The sequence below is a fragment of the Nocardioidaceae bacterium genome, assembly GCA_018672315.1.
GTDB lineage: Bacteria > Actinomycetota > Actinomycetes > Propionibacteriales > Nocardioidaceae > TYQ2.
This window is the reverse complement of sequence record CP076053.1, coordinates 3,537,021-3,553,532: the sequence shown is the minus strand read 5'-3', so window position 1 is coordinate 3,553,532 and position 16,512 is coordinate 3,537,021. Positions and strand designations below refer to the sequence as shown.

Sequence of the window (16,512 nt, the reverse complement as noted above, 5' to 3'; positions counted from 1 at the left end):
ACTGCGGCCCGTGACTGAGCAGCAGGCCCCGACCGACGCCCCGAAGACCCGCACCGGCTCCCTGTGGGGTGGCCGCTTCGCCGGCGGTCCGAGCCCGGCGCTCGAGGCGTTGAGCCGGTCGACCCACTTCGACTGGAGGCTGGTGCCGTACGACCTCGCGGGGTCTCGGGCCCACGCGCAGGTGCTGCACGGGGCAGGTCTGCTGAGCACCGAGGACCGCGACACCCTGCTCGCCGGGCTCACGGCGCTGGGGGAGCGGTACGCCGCCGGCGACCTGCAGCCCGACCCCTCCGACGAGGACGTCCACGGCGCCCTCGAGCGGCTGCTCCTGGAGGAGGTCGGCGCCGAGGTCGGCGGGCGACTGCGCGCGGGCCGCTCGCGCAATGACCAGGTCGCCACGCTGTTCCGTGCCTACCTGCGCGACCACACCCGCGTCGTGGCCGGCATGGTGCTCGACCTCGTGGACGCTCTCGCGGAGCAGGCCGAGGCGCACCTCGGCGCGATCATGCCGGGGCGTACGCACCTGCAGCACGCCCAGCCCGTCCTCCTGAGCCACCACCTCCTCGCCCACGCGTGGCCCCTGCTGCGCGACGTCGACCGGCTCGACGACTGGGACGCGCGGGTGGCAGCCGGGTCGCCGTACGGGTCCGGCGCGTTGGCCGGGTCCAGCCTCGGTCTCGACCCGGAGGCGATCGCCCACGACCTCGGCTTCACCGGCAGCGCGCCGAACTCGATCGACGGCACGGCCGCGCGCGACTTCGTCGCCGAGCTCGCGTTCGTCACCGCGATGGTCGGCGTCGACGTCAGCCGTCTGGCCGAGGAGATCATCCTCTGGGCCACGAAGGAGTTCGGCTTCGTCACCCTGCACGACGGCTACTCGACCGGGTCGAGCATCATGCCGCAGAAGAAGAACCCCGACGTCTCCGAGCTGGCCCGGGGCAAGGCGGGGCGGCTCGTCGGCAACCTGACGGGACTGATGGCGACGCTCAAGGCGCTGCCCCTGGCGTACAACCGGGACCTGCAGGAGGACAAGGAGCCGGTCTTCGACTCCGTCGACACCCTCGAGGTGCTGCTCCCGGCCTTCACCGGTCAGGTCGCCACCCTCGTCTTCGACACCGGCCGCATGGCCGAGCTGGCGCCCCAGGGCTTCAGCCTCGCGACCGACGTCGCGGAGTGGCTCGTCCGCGAGGGCGTCCCGTTCCGCGAGGCGCACGAGCTGGCCGGTGCCTGCGTGCAGGCCTGCGAGCAGCGCGGCATCGAGCTCGCCGACCTCTCCGACGAGGACTTCGCGGCCATCGACCCCCGGCTGACGAGCGGCGTACGCAGCGTGCTCACCGTCGAGGGCTCGGTCGCCTCCCGGGACGCACGCGGCGGCACCGCACCAGGCCGCGTACGCGAGCAGCTCACCGAGCTGCGCACCGTGCTCGCGCGGGCCCGGGAGCGCTGGTCCTGAGCCCGCCCCACGGCCTGGCGGAGGCGCTGACCGCGCACCCGGCCGATGCCGCGCCACGGCTCCTCGGCGCCTCGCTGCGGCACGAGACCCCCGACGGCACGGTCGTCGTGAGGATCACCGAGGTCGAGGCGTACGGCGCCGCGGACGACCCGGGCTCGCACGCCCATCGCGGTCGCACGGCGCGCAACGCGAGCATGTTCGAGGCCCCCGGCACGCTGTACTGCTACCTGATCTACGGCATGCACGTCTGCGCGAACGTCGCGGCCGGCCCGGCTCCGGGGGAGCCGGGGGCGGTGCTCCTGCGCGCCGGTGAGGTGGTGGAGGGTCTCGAGGTCGCGCGGTCCCGACGCACGACGCGTGCCGGCCGTACGCCTCGCGACCGCGACCTTGCCCGTGGCCCCGCGAACCTCTGCCGTGCGCTGGCGCTCGACCTCACCCACGACGGTCACCGCCTGGACGCAGGTACGCCCACGCTGACGATCGGGGATCGACCTGCAGCCGGCGAGGTGGCCTCGGGGCCCCGCGTCGGGCTCCGCGCCGCCGCCGAACGTCCCTGGCGCTGGTGGCTGGTCGACGACCCGACCGTCTCGCAGTACCGTCCAGCAGCCCCTCTCCGACCCCGCGAGAGGCCCTGAGGAGGACGCCGCGATGCGTGCAGCCGTGCTCACCCGGTTCGGCGGCCCCGACGCCGTCGAGCTGCGCGACGTCCCCGACCCGTTCCCGGGCCCGGGACAGGCACGTGTGCGGGTGCTGGCCGCCGCCACGAACAACACCGACCTGTGGACCCGCGAGGGCGCGTACGGCGCCGACGACGACCCCGACGCCAGATCGGGGTGGCGGGGGGTCGTGGACTTCCCCCGCATCCAGGGCGCCGACGTCGTCGGGGTGGTCGACAGCGTCGGCGAGGGTGCCGACCCCGCTCTCGTGGGCAGGCGGGTCCTGGTCGATCCCGCGACGTACGCGGACCTCGATCCCGCCCAGGCGGCACGTCGTCCCGGCCTCGAGCCCGAGCTGCTCGGCGTCCTCGGCAGCGAGTACGACGGAGGCTTCGCCGAGCTCTGCGTCGTCGACGCCGACCACGTCCACGACGTCACCGGCTCCCCGCTCACCGACGCCCAGCTCGCCTGCCTGCCGATCGCGTACGGCACGGCCGTCGGCATGCTCGAGCGGGGCGAGGTGCGCGAGGGAGAGACGGTGCTGGTCACCGGCGCGTCGGGGGGCGTCGGCCTGGCAGCCGTCCAGCTCGCGGTCGCGCGCGGCTGCCGGGTGGTCGCGCAGACCTCCCCGGGCAACGAGGCCGTGCTTCGCGAGGCAGGTGCCGACGCGGCGATCGACCGCGACGGGGGCACCCTGTTCGGCCACACGCCCCTTTCGCTCGACGCGGTGGTCGACATCGTGGGGGGCCCGGCCATGAGTCGACTGCTGCCACGCCTCCGTCCGGGCGGACGGTGGATCGTCGCGGGCGCCGTCGCAGGTCCCGTCGTGGAGCTGGACCTGCGACGGCTCTACCTGCACAACCGGCGTCTCGTCGGCTCGACCATGCACCGACCTGCGGACTTCCCGACCCTCGTCGCGGCCGCCGTCGCCGGCGATGTCGCGCCACGGGTGGAGCGCACGTACGCCCTGGAGCACGTGCACGACGCCCACGCCCACCTCGCCGGCCGCACCGCGACCGGCAAGATCGTGGTGATCCCGACCCGGACCGATCGGCACCCGTCGTCGGGGTTGCGATCGGGTCGCGGCGGGTGCGCCTGAGTTTCGCCTGAGAACGACCCGGGCACGGGTGTGAGGCCACACCCCCGTGGCTGACCTCACATGCCTGAAGGAGGCGTCGTGGCCGTCATCGGCATCCTCGACAAGGAGCGCACCATCGCTCCGGCGAACTACAACCGGTGGCTGGTGCCGCCGGCGGCCCTCGCCATCCACCTGAGCATCGGCCAGGTGTACGCCACCAGCGTCTACAAGAACGCGCTCGTCGGCGTGTTCGACTCCAGCTTGACCACGATCGGTCTGACGTTCTCCCTCGCGATCGTGATCCTCGGGCTGTCGGCGGCATTCCTCGGCACCTGGGTCGACACCGGCGGACCGCGTCAGGCCATGGCCGCCGCGGCCGTCTTCTGGGGCGCCGGCCTCGCGGTCGCCGGCATCGGGACCGCGACGGAGCAGATCTGGCTGCTGTTCCTCGGCTACGGCGTGCTCGGCGGCATCGGCCTGGGCATCGGCTACATCTCGCCGGTCTCCACCCTGATCAAGTGGTTCCCCGACCGGCCCGGTCTCGCCACCGGTCTGGCGATCATGGGCTTCGGCGGCGGCGCGCTCGTGGCCTCGTCGTTCGAGTCCGGGCTGCTGGGCCTGTTCGGTGCCGAGAACGCCGACAGCGCCGGCTCGGGCGCGGTGGCGGGCATGTTCCTGGTGATGGCGGCGGTCTACTTCGTGGTCATGCTGTTCGGTGCCTGGCTGGTGCGAGTGCCGGCCGACGACTGGGCACCGGCTGGATTCGATCCCGAGAAGGACAAGCAGGAGAAGGACACCGGGGACGGCGGCTACGTCACCAGCGGCAGCGTCTCGGCCAACAGCGCCATCACGACGCGCCAGTTCTACCTCGTCTGGGCGGTTCTGTTCTGCAACGTGACCGCGGGCATCGGCATCCTGGAGAACGCGCAGCCGATGATCCAGGACTTCTTCCGCGAGGGCGGCAGCTCCTCGGTCTCGGGCTCAGCGGCCGTGGGCTTCGTCGGCATCCTGGCGCTGGCGAACATGCTGGGACGCTTCGTGTGGTCCTCGACGTCGGACTACATCGGCCGCAAGAACACCTACATGGGCTACCTCGGTATCGGCGCCCTCCTCTTCGCCGGCATCGCCCTGCTCGGCACGAGCAGCACGGTGATCTTCGTGCTCTTCAGCTTCATCATCATCAGCTTCTACGGCGGCGGCTTCGCCACGGTGCCGGCATACCTCCGAGACCTGTTCGGCACCTTCCAGGTCGGCGCCATCCACGGGCGGCTGCTGACCGCATGGGCAGCGGCGGGCGTAGCGGGACCCGTGATCGTCAACGGCATCCTCGACGCCTCCGGTGGTGAACCGGGATCGCTGACGGCCGACGCCTACCGTCCGGCACTGTTCACCATGGTCGGCGTGCTGGCCGTCGGCTTCGTGGCAAACCTCCTCGTCACCCGGGTTTCCGACGAGGCGCACGAGGACGAGCCGAAGGGCTCGGACCGCACCGACGTCTCCGAGCACGAGACCAGCGGCGGAGGCACGGCGACCATGACGAAGACCGAGACGGAGCGCGACGTCAAGACCAAGACCCCGCTCCTGGTCTTCAGCTGGGCGCTGGTGGGCATCCCGCTGGTGTACGGCCTGATCACGAACGTCATCAAGGCGGCGGCGCTCTTCACCGGCTGACGCCACCTCGCTCGGCCACCCGCGACGGGGTCCGGTCTGCCTGATGAGGCAGGCTGGGCCCCGTCGTCGTACCCCCCCCCCCCCCCCCCCCCCCCGGGACTGCCCGGGAAGTACCTGTGGAGGATCCGTGCCCACCGCCCCCGACCTGCTCGCCGACCTGGAATGGCGTGGTCTCGTCGCGCACTCGACCGACCGTGAGGCGCTCCGTTCCGCGTTCGCCGAGGGCGGCGTGCGGTTCTACGTGGGCTTCGACCCAACGGCGCCGAGCCTCCACATGGGCAACCTGCTGCAGCTGGTCACCGCCCGACGGCTGCAGGACGCGGGGCACACACCGCACCTGCTCGTCGGGGGCGCGACCGGACTGATCGGCGACCCCCGGGACTCCGGAGAGCGCACCCTCAATCCCGTCGAGACCGTGCACGCCTGGGTGGAGCGCCTGCGGGCCCAGATCGAGCCGTTCCTGCGCTTCGAGGGCGAGAACGCCGCGACGATGGTCAACAACTTCGACTGGACGCAGCCGATGAGCGTGCTCGACTTCCTCCGCGACGTCGGCAAGCACTTCCCGGTCAACCGCATGCTGGCGCGTGACGTCGTGCGTACACGGCTCGAGGACGGCATCTCCTTCACCGAGTTCTCCTACGTGCTGCTGCAGTCGATGGACTTCCTCGAGCTCTACCGCTCGCGCGGGGTCACGCTGCAGTTCGGAGGCTCGGACCAGTGGGGCAACCTCACCGGCGGTGTCGAGCTCGTACGCCGCGCCGAGGCGGCGCAGGTGCACGCGTTCGCCACGCCGCTGATCACGAAGGCCGACGGAACGAAGTACGGCAAGAGCGAGGGTGGCGCCCTGTGGCTCGACGCCGAGATGATGAGCCCGTACGCGTTCCACCAGTTCTGGCTGAACGTCGAGGACGAGAAGGTCGGCGAGCTCCTCCGCGTCTTCACGTTCCTCTCGCACGAGCAGATCGAGCAGATCGAGGCCGCACACGCCGAGAAGCCCTGGGCGCGCGCGGGTCAGCGTCGGCTCGCCGACGAGGTCACGGCCTTCGTGCACGGGTCCGAGGCCGTCGACCGAGCCACGGCCGCAGCCGCCGCCCTGTTCGGTGGTGACGGGGAGGCACTGCACGCGCTCGACGGACCGACGCTGGCGGCCGCTCTGCGCGACGCCGGCTCGATCGAGGTCGCGCGGGAGGACGGGTCGGTCCCCGCCGTGCTCGACCTGCTCGTGGCGAGCGGGCTGTGCTCGAGCAAGGCCGAGGCGCGCCGCACGGTCAAGGAGGGCGGGGCGTACGTCAACCACGCGCGCGTCGAGGACCCCGAGCACCGTCCGGAGGACTCCGCGCTGCTGGCCGACGGCTGGCTGGTGCTGCGTCGTGGCAAGAAGAGGATGGCCGGCGTACGCGTCGTCGACTGAGACGAGGGAGGTCACCGTGGAGCCCGGACTGCTCCGTGAGCAGCGTCGAGCTGCTCGGGCGCGCCTCGACCCGGCGGTCTTCCGTCACGTCGCCCAGGGGGCGGGGGCCGGCATCTCCCGAGCGCAGGCGCGTCGCGACTGGGACACGGTCGGTCTCGTGCCCCGGGTGCTTCGCGACGTCTCGTCGGTGGACACGACGGTCACGGTGCTGGGGGAGCGGTGGTCCGCGCCCGTCGGGGTCGCTCCCATGTCGATGCTGCGTGCCGCCCACCCGGACGGTGAGGTGGCGATGGCCCGTGCGGTCGCGGCCGAGGACTCGACCCTCGTGCTGTCCAGCAACACGGGGTCCCGCTTCGAGGACGTGAGCGCCACGGGCGCGCCCTGGTGGCTGCAGGTGTATCTCGCCGAGGACCGCACCGTGACCGCCGACGTCCCCCGGCGCGCCGTCGCCGCGGGTGCCCGCGCATTGGTGCTCACCGTCGACACCCCGGTGGTGGCCCGCAAGGCCGACGAGCGCATCTGGGACGTCGCCGATCCCACGTGGTCGGGCGCCGAGATGCCCGGACGGGGGACGCCGAGCCGTGACGGGGAGACCGACCCGGCCCGGCGCAAGGCGAAGGATCTCGCGTGGGACGACGTCGAGGAGCTCTCGGCGCTCGGCGTACCCGTGGTGCTCAAGGGTGTGCTGCACCCTGGCGACGCCGCGCGGGCTGCCGAGCGGGGCGTGGCCGCCGTGTGGGTCTCCAACCACGGTGGTCGACAGCTGGACCAGTCCCTGTCGACGGCCCGCGCCGTGCGCCCGGTGGCCGAGGCCGTGCGGAGAGTCCGGGCGCGCACCGGGTCCACGACGCAGGTGTACGTCGACGGTGGTATCCGTACGCCCGCGCACCTGCTCGCGGCGTTGTGCAGCGGCGCCGACGCCGTGTTCCTCGGCAGGCCGGCGTACTGGGCACTCGCGGCCGACCCGCTCTCCGACGACGGCGTGCGACGGCTCCTTGCCGCGACACGCGCCGGGCTGGCTGAGGCGATGACGCTGCTGGGGGCCCCCACCGTGGACGTCCTGAGCAGCGAGCACCTCGCTGACCTGCACTGATGTGGCAACCACGGCTTCTTCGACCGCCCCACGTGCCGCGCTGTGAGCCAGCGCACCCGCCCCCGGTTTGCGTAGGCCGCCCCGCCCGTCCTAATGTTTCACCTGTCGCCGAGAGCGGCGGGACGCAAGGCCAGAAGGCCGGGCGGCCGGCCCGGAGACACAACCCGCAGCATCACTGCCGGGTCGGGTCGCTCCTCATGAGCGATCAGCCAGCGGGATGCAGCCAAGCAGGTGAAGCGTTCGGTTTGCGCCGGACGACGAACACCGGTAAGTTTGGTCGGGTTGCCTCGGATGGGGTCCACTGGTGGTGGGGTCTGGCGGGGTGTCTGATTCTTGAGAACTCAACAGTGTGCTAAAAGTCGACGAATTAGTTTGTATTTGCCTCGTCGGTTCTCGCTCTTTGGAGTGTTGATCGGCGACTGTTGTATTCGATCATATGCCGCGTTTGTGGTTATGGTTTTTTCAACGGAGAGTTTGATCCTGGCTCAGGACGAACGCTGGCGGCGTGCTTAACACATGCAAGTCGAGCGGTAAGGCCCCTTCGGGGGTACACGAGCGGCGAACGGGTGAGTAACACGTGAGCAATCTGCCCTTCACTCTGGGATAACCATCGGAAACGGTGGCTAATACCGGATATGACCACTCCCGGCATCGGGTGGTGGTGGAAAGTTCTGGCGGTGGAGGATGAGCTCGCGGCCTATCAGCTTGTTGGTGGGGTAATGGCCTACCAAGGCGACGACGGGTAGCCGGCCTGAGAGGGTGACCGGCCACACTGGGACTGAGACACGGCCCAGACTCCTACGGGAGGCAGCAGTGGGGAATATTGGACAATGGGCGAAAGCCTGATCCAGCAACGCCGCGTGAGGGATGACGGCCTTCGGGTTGTAAACCTCTTTCATCCATGACGAAGCGCAAGTGACGGTAGTGGAAGAAGAAGCACCGGCCAACTACGTGCCAGCAGCCGCGGTAATACGTAGGGTGCGAGCGTTGTCCGGAATTATTGGGCGTAAAGGGCTCGTAGGCGGTCAGTCGCGTCGGGAGTGAAAACACGAGGCTTAACTCCGTGCCTGCTTCCGATACGGGCTGACTAGAGGTATGCAGGGGAGAATGGAATTCCTGGTGTAGCGGTGAAATGCGCAGATATCAGGAGGAACACCGGTGGCGAAGGCGGTTCTCTGGGCATTACCTGACGCTGAGGAGCGAAAGTGTGGGGAGCGAACAGGATTAGATACCCTGGTAGTCCACACCGTAAACGTTGGGCGCTAGGTGTGGGACTCATTCCACGAGTTCCGTGCCGCAGCTAACGCATTAAGCGCCCCGCCTGGGGAGTACGGCCGCAAGGCTAAAACTCAAAGGAATTGACGGGGGCCCGCACAAGCGGCGGAGCATGCGGATTAATTCGATGCAACGCGAAGAACCTTACCTGGGTTTGACATATGCGAGAACCTGTTGGAGACAGCAGGCTCTTTGGACACTCGTATACAGGTGGTGCATGGTTGTCGTCAGCTCGTGTCGTGAGATGTTGGGTTAAGTCCCGCAACGAGCGCAACCCTCGTCTTATGTTGCCAGCACGTCATGGTGGGGACTCATAAGAGACTGCCGGGGTCAACTCGGAGGAAGGTGGGGATGACGTCAAATCATCATGCCCCTTATGCCCAGGGCTTCACGCATGCTACAATGGCCGGTACAAAGGGCTGCGATACCGTAAGGTGGAGCGAATCCCAAAAAGCCGGTCTCAGTTCGGATTGGGGTCTGCAACTCGACCCCATGAAGTCGGAGTCGCTAGTAATCGCAGATCAGCAACGCTGCGGTGAATACGTTCCCGGGCCTTGTACACACCGCCCGTCACGTCACGAAAGTTGGCAACACCCGAAGCCGGTGGCCCAACCTCTTTGAGGGGGGAGCCGTCGAAGGTGGGGCGAGCGATTGGGACGAAGTCGTAACAAGGTAGCCGTACCGGAAGGTGCGGCTGGATCACCTCCTTTCTAAGGAGCACATCTGGCATCGGCGTTCCCGTGTGGGGGCGTGTGGTGTCCAGGTTTCCCGCATTGCGGCAGCGAGTGTCTGTCGGTGCGGGGGGCTCAGTAGTGGAATCGTCGACTATTCACGTCGTGCCTCGTGTGGCGCGGTCTTGTCAGTACTACTCGTGCGGTTCGTCCGTGTGGGTGTGGAACCTCGGGGTCGTTCGTCCGGTGGGGTGGGTGTGGGCACACTGTTGGGTCCTGAAGGATCAGGCGTTTGTCTGGTGTTTCAGTGCGGGCCTTACGCATGTCGCTGATGTGGTGTGTGGGGGTGTCGTTTGTTGTTTGAGAACTTCACAGTGGACGCGAGCATCTTGTAGCAATATTTGTTTGATGTCTTTAGTGGTGTGTTGTTTGACAAGCTACTAAGGGCACATGGTGGATGCCTTGGCACCAAGAGCCGATGAAGGACGTAGGAGCCTGCGATAAGCCCTGGGGAGTTGGCAACCGAGCTGTGATCCGGGGATGTCCGAATGGGGAAACCCAGCTGGAGTCATGTCCAGTTACCTCTGCTTGAACACATAGAGCAGTTGGAGGGAACGTGGGGAAGTGAAACATCTCAGTACCCACAGGAAGAGAAAACAAGAGTGATTCCGAAAGTAGTGGCGAGCGAAATCGGATGAGGCCAAACTTGCATCGTGTGATAGCCGGCAGGCGTTGCGGTGTGAGGGTTGTGGGGCCGATTTGTCTGTGCTGCCGTACAGGCGCGGAGTAAGAAATCCAGGATGAGGTCGAACCGGGTTGGGAAGCCCGGCCGTAGAGGGTGAGAGCCCCGTAGACGTAAGTTCTGGACTCCGGATCGTGACCCCAAGTAACACGGAACCCCTGAAATTCCGTGTGAATCTGGCGGGACCACCCGTTAAGCCTAAATACTCCTTGGTGACCGATAGCGGACAAGTACCGTGAGGGAAAGGTGAAAAGTACCCCTGGCGGGGAGTGAAATAGTACCTGAAACCATGTGCCTACAATCCGTCGGAGCGCGCATTCGTGTGTGTGACGGCGTGCCTTTTGAAGAATGAGCCTGCGAGTTAGCGTTGTGTTGCGAGGTTAACCAGTGGTGGGAAGCCGTAGCGAAAGCGAGTCCGAACAGGGCGTTTGAGTAGCACGATCTAGACCCGAAGCGGAGTGATCTATCCATGGGCAGGTTGAAGCGCGGGTAAGACCGCGTGGAGGACCGAACCCACCAGGGTTGAAAACCTGGGGGATGACCTGTGGATAGGGGTGAAAGGCCAATCAAACTCCGTGATAGCTGGTTCTCCCCGAAATGCATTTAGGTGCAGCGTCGTGTGTTTCTTGCCGGAGGTAGAGCACTGGATGGTCTAGGGGGCCCACAAGCTTACCGAAATCAACCAAACTCCGAATGCCGACAAGTGAGAGCGCGGCAGTGAGACTGCGGGGGATAAGCTCCGTAGTCGAGAGGGAAACAGCCCAGACCATCAGCTAAGGCCCCTAAGCGGTGACTAAGTGGAAAAGGATGTGGAGTCGCAGAGACAACCAGGAGGTTGGCTTAGAAGCAGCCATCCTTGAAAGAGTGCGTAATAGCTCACTGGTCAAGTGATTCTGCGCCGACAATGTAGCGGGGCTCAAGTCATCCGCCGAAGCTATGGCATTCACACTCCCTTTGTTGGGATCATCGGCCCGGGTTTTCCTGGGTCCAGTGGTGTGGATGGGTAGGGGAGCGTCGTGTGGGGGGTGAAGCGGTCGAGTGATCGAGCCGTGGACGCCACACGAGTGAGAATGCAGGCATGAGTAGCGAATCCAATGTGAGAAACATTGGCGCCGAATGATCAAGGGTTCCAGGGTCAAGCTAATCTGCCCTGGGTAAGTCGGGACCTAAGGCGAGGCCGACAGGCGTAGTCGATGGACAACGGGTTGATATTCCCGTACCGGCAAAGCAGCGCCCATGACGAGGCCGGTGATGCTAAGTGCCCTGAACTCCACAGATCCTTCGGGACAGTTGGAGGGATGCGCACGACCCGATCCGGTAGTAGTCAAGCGATGGGGTGACGCAGGAAGGTAGCCAGTCCGTGGCGATGGTTGTCCACGGCTAAGGGTGTAGGGCGAGCAGTAGGTAAATCCGCTGCTCTTGTGCCTGAGACCTGATGGGGAGCCCGTATGGGTGAAGCTGGTGATCCTATGCTGTCGAGAAAAACCTCTAGCGAGCTGTGCGCCGCCCGTACCCCAAACCGACTCAGGTGATCAGGTAGAGAATACCAAGGCGATCGAGTGAACCATGGTTAAGGAACTCGGCAAAATGCCCCCGTAACTTCGGGAGAAGGGGGGCCGGATGCGTGAACACCCTCGCGGTGGTAAGCGTTGATGGCCGCAGAGACCAGGCCCAAGCGACTGTTTACTAAAAACACAGGTCCGTGCGAAGTTGAAAGACGATGTATACGGACTGACTCCTGCCCGGTGCTGGAAGGTTAAGGGGACGTGTTAGCAGCTTTTGGTTGCGAAGCGCAGAACTTAAGCCCCAGTAAACGGCGGTGGTAACTATAACCATCCTAAGGTAGCGAAATTCCTTGTCGGGTAAGTTCCGACCTGCACGAATGGAGTAACGACTTGGGCGCTGTCTCAACCATGGACTCGGCGAAATTGCACTACGAGTAAAGATGCTCGTTACGCGCGGCAGGACGGAAAGACCCCGGGACCTTTACTATAGTTTGGTATTGGTGTTTGGTTCGGCTTGTGTAGGATAGGTGGGAGACTGTGAAGCGCACACGCCAGTGTGTGTGGAGTCATCGTTGAAATACCACTCTGGTCGTACTAGATGTCTAACCTAGGTCCATTATCTGGATCAGGGACAGTGCCTGATGGGTAGTTTAACTGGGGCGGTTGCCTCCTAAATGGTAACGGAGGCGCTCAAAGGTTCCCTCAGCCTGGTTGGCAATCAGGTTTCGAGTGTAAGTGCACAAGGGAGCTTGACTGTGAGAGTGACACCTCGAGCAGGGACGAAAGTCGGAACTAGTGATCCGGCGCTGGCATGTGGAAGCGGCGTCGCTCAACGGATAAAAGGTACCCCGGGGATAACAGGCTGATCTTCCCCAAGAGTCCATATCGACGGGATGGTTTGGCACCTCGATGTCGGCTCGTCGCATCCTGGGGCTGGAGTAGGTCCCAAGGGTTGGGCTGTTCGCCCATTAAAGCGGCACGCGAGCTGGGTTTAGAACGTCGTGAGACAGTTCGGTCCCTATCCGCCGCGCGCGTAGGAAACTTGAGAAAGGCTGTCCCTAGTACGAGAGGACCGGGATGGACGAACCTCTGGTGTGCCAGTTGTTCTGCCAAGAGCACGGCTGGTTGGCTACGTTCGGAAGTGATAACCGCTGAAAGCATCTAAGCGGGAAGCACGTTTCAAGATGAGGTTTCCCACCCCTTGTGGGGTAAGGCCCCCAGTAGACGACTGGGTTGATAGGCCGGAGGTGTACAGCAGTGATGCCTAGCCGACCGGTACTAATAGGCCGAGGGCTTGTCACACATCACACCTCTAGGGTCATCAAATTGTGTGCTCGAGGAAGTGTTGCGCGTCCACTGTGTGGTTCTGGAACCACGAACGACCCCAGGGTCACCCCGGTTTTCCTCGGGTGTGGTCCGGGGGGCGTGCTCGAATTCCATAGTGTTACGGCGGCCATAGCGTGAGGGAAACACCCGGTCCCATTCCGAACCCGGAAGTTAAGCCTCACAGCGCCGATGGTACTGCAATCGCGAGGTTGTGGGAGAGTAGGACGTCGCCGGACTTCTTTTCAGTGTGGGTCACTCCGACGGGATCAACGGATCTCGACGGGGTGGCCCACACGCATTTGTGCGTGCAGTCGTTGGCCTAGGCTGACGACACGTCTGCTGAACCTCGAGGAGCACCATGCAAGAGCGTCCCCGCAACAGTGGCGACAAGCCCCGCCGGGGCAGCGGTCCCGGCCGACCCTCCGGATCGTCGGATGACCGGTCGGGTGATCGCGGCCGCGGTGGACGAGGCCCGTCGGGTCAGGGAGGACCGAGCGGCCGGTCCAGTGACCGACGTGACGGCCGCGGGGGCGCGCGTCGTCCGGGTGGCACGGACGACAGCTCCGCGCGCAAGAGTCGGGACTGGGTCGCCGAGCGCGACTCCGTACGCCAGCGCTCGGTGTCGAAGGAGGAGTACGACGGCCCGGAGATCCCCGAGGAGATCACCGGCAAGGAGCTGCCTCGCGCGGTGACCGCGCAGCTGCGAGGGATCCCCGAGAAGCTCGCTGCCCGGGTGGCCAGGCATCTGGCTGCCGCGGGTTCGCTCATCGACACCGACCCCGAGACCGCCTACAGGCACACCCTGGCGGCGCGCGCCCGGGCGTCCCGGATCGCCGTGGTCCGTGAGGCGTGCGGCGAGACGGCGTACGCCGCCGGTCACTTCGCCGAGGCACTGTCGGAACTGAGGGCGGCACGCCGGATGAACGGCGCCGCCGACTACCTACCCGTCATCGCTGACTGCGAGCGCGGCCTGGGCAGGGCGGAGAAGGCGTTGGACGTCGCACGCGACCCCGCCGTACGCAAGCTCGGCCCTGCCCTACGGATCGAGATGACGATCGTGGAGGCCGGCGCCCGGCGCGACCTCCGTCAGCTGGACGCGGCGCTGCGGGTGCTGGAGAACGCACCACTGCACTCCCAGAACCGTGAGCCGTGGCTCCCGCGGCTGCGGTACGCGTACGCGGAGACGCTTCTCGAGGCGGGCCGCGAGGAGGACGCGCTCACGTGGTTCCACCGCACCGAGGCGGTCGACGGTGAGCGCACCACGGACGCGTACGAGCAGGTCGCTGAGCTCGAGCGTCGGTTGCAGCCCGACGCCGCCGGCACCGAGGTGCTGCCCACCGATGACGACACCCGGGAAGACTGAGGCACCGGTGGCGGGCCACCGTGGTCTCACCGCGCTCGAACGTCCCCCGGCGCAGCACTACGACCTCGTCGCTCTCGACCTCGACGGTGTCGTGTACGTCGGCTCCGAGGCGGTTCCCCACGCCGCGTCCGCCCTCGAGGGCGCCCGCGGACTCGGCACCCGCACAGCATTCGTCACGAACAATGCCGCACGGACGCCGACGACGGTCGCCGAGCACCTCACGTCGCTGGGCGTGCAGGCGGGGCCCGAGGACGTCGTCAACTCCGCCCAGGCCGCCGCGCGTCTGCTGGCCGCGGACCACGCCGCCGGCTCACGGATCTTCGTGATCGGCGGCGAGGGACTCCTCGTCGCCCTGCGTGATCGCGGGCTCGAACCGGTCACGGCGGTGACCGACGACCCGGTCGCCGTCGTGTCCGGCTACGCGCCGGACCTGCCCTGGGAACGGGTGAGGGACGGCGCGATCCTCGTCCGTCGTGGCCTGCCGTGGGTGGCGACGAACACCGACGCCTCCGTACCCACGCCGCACGGACGAGGACCAGGCAACGGCGTCCTCGTCGGGGTCGTGGCCGACTTCGCCGAGCGCGAGCCGGTCGTCGCCGGAAAGCCGGAGCGTGCCCTCCTCGACGAGACCGTCGAACGGACGGGTGCTCAGCGACCGGTGTTCGTGGGCGACCGCGTCGAGACCGACATCGACGGGGCCCATCGGGCCGGCATGGCGGGCCTGCTGGTGCTCACCGGCGTCTCGGACCTGGCGTCCCTCCTCCGCATCGAGGCGGACTCGCGGCCCGACCTCGTCGGGGTGGACCTGCGGTGCCTCCTCGAGCCCCACCCCCCGGTGGAGGTGGCGGAGTCGCTCGATGTCGCCGTGTGCGGAGGAGTCGAGGTGCGCCACGACGACGGGTGGCGCGTTCCTGACCCCGACGGCGACGACGGCGGCCTCCTGCCTGCCCTGCGCGCCGTCACGGCCCTTGCCTGGGCCCGTCTCGACGCCGACCACGACATCGCCGACGTGGACGACCTCGCTGTCCGGTGGGGCCTGCCCGGCTGACCGCACCGCCCGCCGGACCTCGGCCCACGGCGCAACATCTAGTCTGATGCGGACCACCCCACCCTCGCGTACCACAGGACCAGGAGGACCGCCGTGGACGACTCCAGCACCCCCCGACCGGTCCCGCGCCCGCCGACGACGGCGGCCGACGACGCAGGTGGCGACGCAGGTGGCGACGCCGGTGGTGCCCAGGACCGACCGTCGGTCGTGGCGGATGTCGAGGCCTCCTTGGCTGCCTTGGCCGACCTGCCCGCCGAGGAGCAGGTCGAGGCCTACCGCGACCTCGAGACGTCGCTGCGCGAGTCGCTGCGCACCGCCGGCGGAGACGTCTGAGCTGTGCCGCGGCTGCTCCGCCTCGACGCCGAGCTCGTACGACGTGGCCTGGCGAGGTCACGCGAGCAGGCGCGTGAGCTCGTGCTCGAAGGACGCGTGAAGGTCGGGGGCACGACGGCCCGCAAGCCGGCGACCTCGGTCGGCACCGACGCGGACCTGGTCGTCGTCGACGACGGGCAGCAGCCGGCGTACGCCTCGCGTGGTGGGCACAAGCTCGCGAGCGCGCTGGCCGCGACGATGCCCCACGGGCTGCGGGTAGCGGGACGCCGGTGCCTCGACGCCGGTGCCTCGACGGGCGGCTTCACCGACGTCCTCCTGCGGCACGGTGCCGCGCGTGTGCTCGCTGTCGACGTCGGCTACGGCCAGCTGGCCTGGTCCCTGCGCACCGACGCCCGGGTCGAGGTGCACGACCGCACCAACATCCGGGCACTGAGCCCGCAGCTGCTCGGCGGTGACGCGGTCGACCTGGTGGTCGGTGACCTCAGCTTCATCTCGCTGCGGCTCGTGCTGCCCGCACTGACGTCCGTCACCGCCGTCGAGGGCGACCTCCTGCTGATGGTGAAGCCCCAGTTCGAGGTGGGGAAGGACGCGCTCGGCAAGGGCGGGGTCGTCCGCGACCCGGGACTGCGGGCCCAGGCCGTGCACGACGTCGCAGCCGCAGCCCAGGAGCTGGGGTGGGGGAGCAGGCAGGTGGTCACCAGCGGCCTGCCCGGGCCGTCCGGCAACGTGGAGTACTTCCTCTGGCTCCGCCGGGACGCACCTCCGCTCGACCGCGAGACCCTGATCGGCGAGGTCGAGGGTCTCGACCACGGCTGGATTCCTGCGGCGGCGCGCCCGCAGCTGTCGGCGCCGGATGAGAAGGTCATCCCGTGACGCCCAGCATCCCC

10 protein-coding genes and 3 rRNA genes are annotated in these 16,512 nt (G+C 67.2%); all 13 read left to right on the top strand.

Going from position 1 to position 16,512, the window contains the following annotated elements:
- Position 1 precedes the first annotated feature (1 nt).
- The 13 genes from argH to KLP28_16960 all read left to right on the top strand — a co-directional run bounded on the left by argH (position 2) and on the right by KLP28_16960 (position 16,498).
- A complete protein-coding gene (gene argH / locus KLP28_17020) occupies positions 2–1,453 on the top strand; it encodes an argininosuccinate lyase (GenBank protein ID QWC87070.1) in 1,452 nt (483 codons plus the stop codon).
- Between the two features lie 14 nt (positions 1,454–1,467).
- Entirely contained in the window at positions 1,468–2,088 is a 621-nt protein-coding gene (locus tag KLP28_17015; protein ID QWC87069.1) for a DNA-3-methyladenine glycosylase, read from the top strand.
- Positions 2,089–2,101: 13 nt separating this feature from the next.
- Entirely contained in the window at positions 2,102–3,208 is a 1,107-nt protein-coding gene (locus KLP28_17010) for a zinc-binding dehydrogenase (GenBank protein QWC85182.1), read from the top strand.
- A gap of 60 nt (positions 3,209–3,268) precedes the next feature.
- On the top strand, positions 3,269–4,858 hold the full coding sequence (locus KLP28_17005; protein ID QWC85181.1) for an OFA family MFS transporter: 1,590 nt from the start codon (positions 3,269–3,271) through the stop codon (positions 4,856–4,858).
- A 43-nt stretch (positions 4,859–4,901) separates the two neighbouring features.
- Positions 4,902–6,269: a tyrosine--tRNA ligase gene (locus KLP28_17000; protein ID QWC85180.1), complete on the top strand. Its 1,368-nt coding sequence runs from the start codon at positions 4,902–4,904 to the stop codon at positions 6,267–6,269.
- Positions 6,270–6,297: 28 nt separating this feature from the next.
- On the top strand, positions 6,298–7,362 hold the full coding sequence (locus tag KLP28_16995; protein ID QWC87068.1) for an alpha-hydroxy-acid oxidizing protein: 1,065 nt from the start codon (positions 6,298–6,300) through the stop codon (positions 7,360–7,362).
- Positions 7,363–7,824: 462 nt separating this feature from the next.
- A 16S ribosomal RNA gene (locus tag KLP28_16990) occupies positions 7,825–9,347 on the top strand.
- 391 nt (positions 9,348–9,738) lie between these two features.
- Positions 9,739–12,857, top strand: a 23S ribosomal RNA gene (locus KLP28_16985).
- A 143-nt stretch (positions 12,858–13,000) separates the two neighbouring features.
- Positions 13,001–13,117, top strand: a 5S ribosomal RNA gene (rrf, locus tag KLP28_16980).
- Together the 16S, 23S and 5S rRNA genes form the textbook arrangement of a ribosomal RNA operon.
- A gap of 383 nt (positions 13,118–13,500) precedes the next feature.
- Positions 13,501–14,244 (top strand): hypothetical protein, encoded by a 744-nt coding sequence (locus KLP28_16975; protein QWC85179.1) that lies wholly within the window; start codon positions 13,501–13,503, stop codon positions 14,242–14,244.
- Positions 14,222–15,292: an HAD-IIA family hydrolase gene (locus tag KLP28_16970; protein ID QWC85178.1), complete on the top strand. Its 1,071-nt coding sequence runs from the start codon at positions 14,222–14,224 to the stop codon at positions 15,290–15,292. Before KLP28_16975 ends, KLP28_16970 begins: the two co-directional genes overlap by 23 nt.
- A gap of 93 nt (positions 15,293–15,385) precedes the next feature.
- Positions 15,386–15,625 carry a hypothetical protein gene (locus KLP28_16965; protein ID QWC85177.1) on the top strand — a complete coding sequence of 80 codons (240 nt, stop codon included), beginning with the start codon at positions 15,386–15,388 and terminating at the stop codon, positions 15,623–15,625.
- Between the two features lie 3 nt (positions 15,626–15,628).
- Positions 15,629–16,498, top strand: coding sequence for a TlyA family RNA methyltransferase (locus tag KLP28_16960; protein ID QWC85176.1), 870 nt, complete (start codon positions 15,629–15,631; stop codon positions 16,496–16,498).
- Positions 16,499–16,512 lie beyond the last annotated feature (14 nt).

Coding starts and splice junctions, on each gene's coding strand:
- KLP28_17010 (QWC85182.1), top strand. CDS start 2,102: ATGCGTGCAGCCGTGCTCACCCGGTTCGGCGGCCCCGACGCCGTCGAG.
- KLP28_17005 (QWC85181.1), top strand. CDS start 3,269: ATGCCTGAAGGAGGCGTCGTGGCCGTCATCGGCATCCTCGACAAGGAG.
- KLP28_17000 (QWC85180.1), top strand. CDS start 4,902: ATGAGGCAGGCTGGGCCCCGTCGTCGTACCCCCCCCCCCCCCCCCCCC.
- KLP28_16970 (QWC85178.1), top strand. CDS start 14,222: ATGACGACACCCGGGAAGACTGAGGCACCGGTGGCGGGCCACCGTGGT.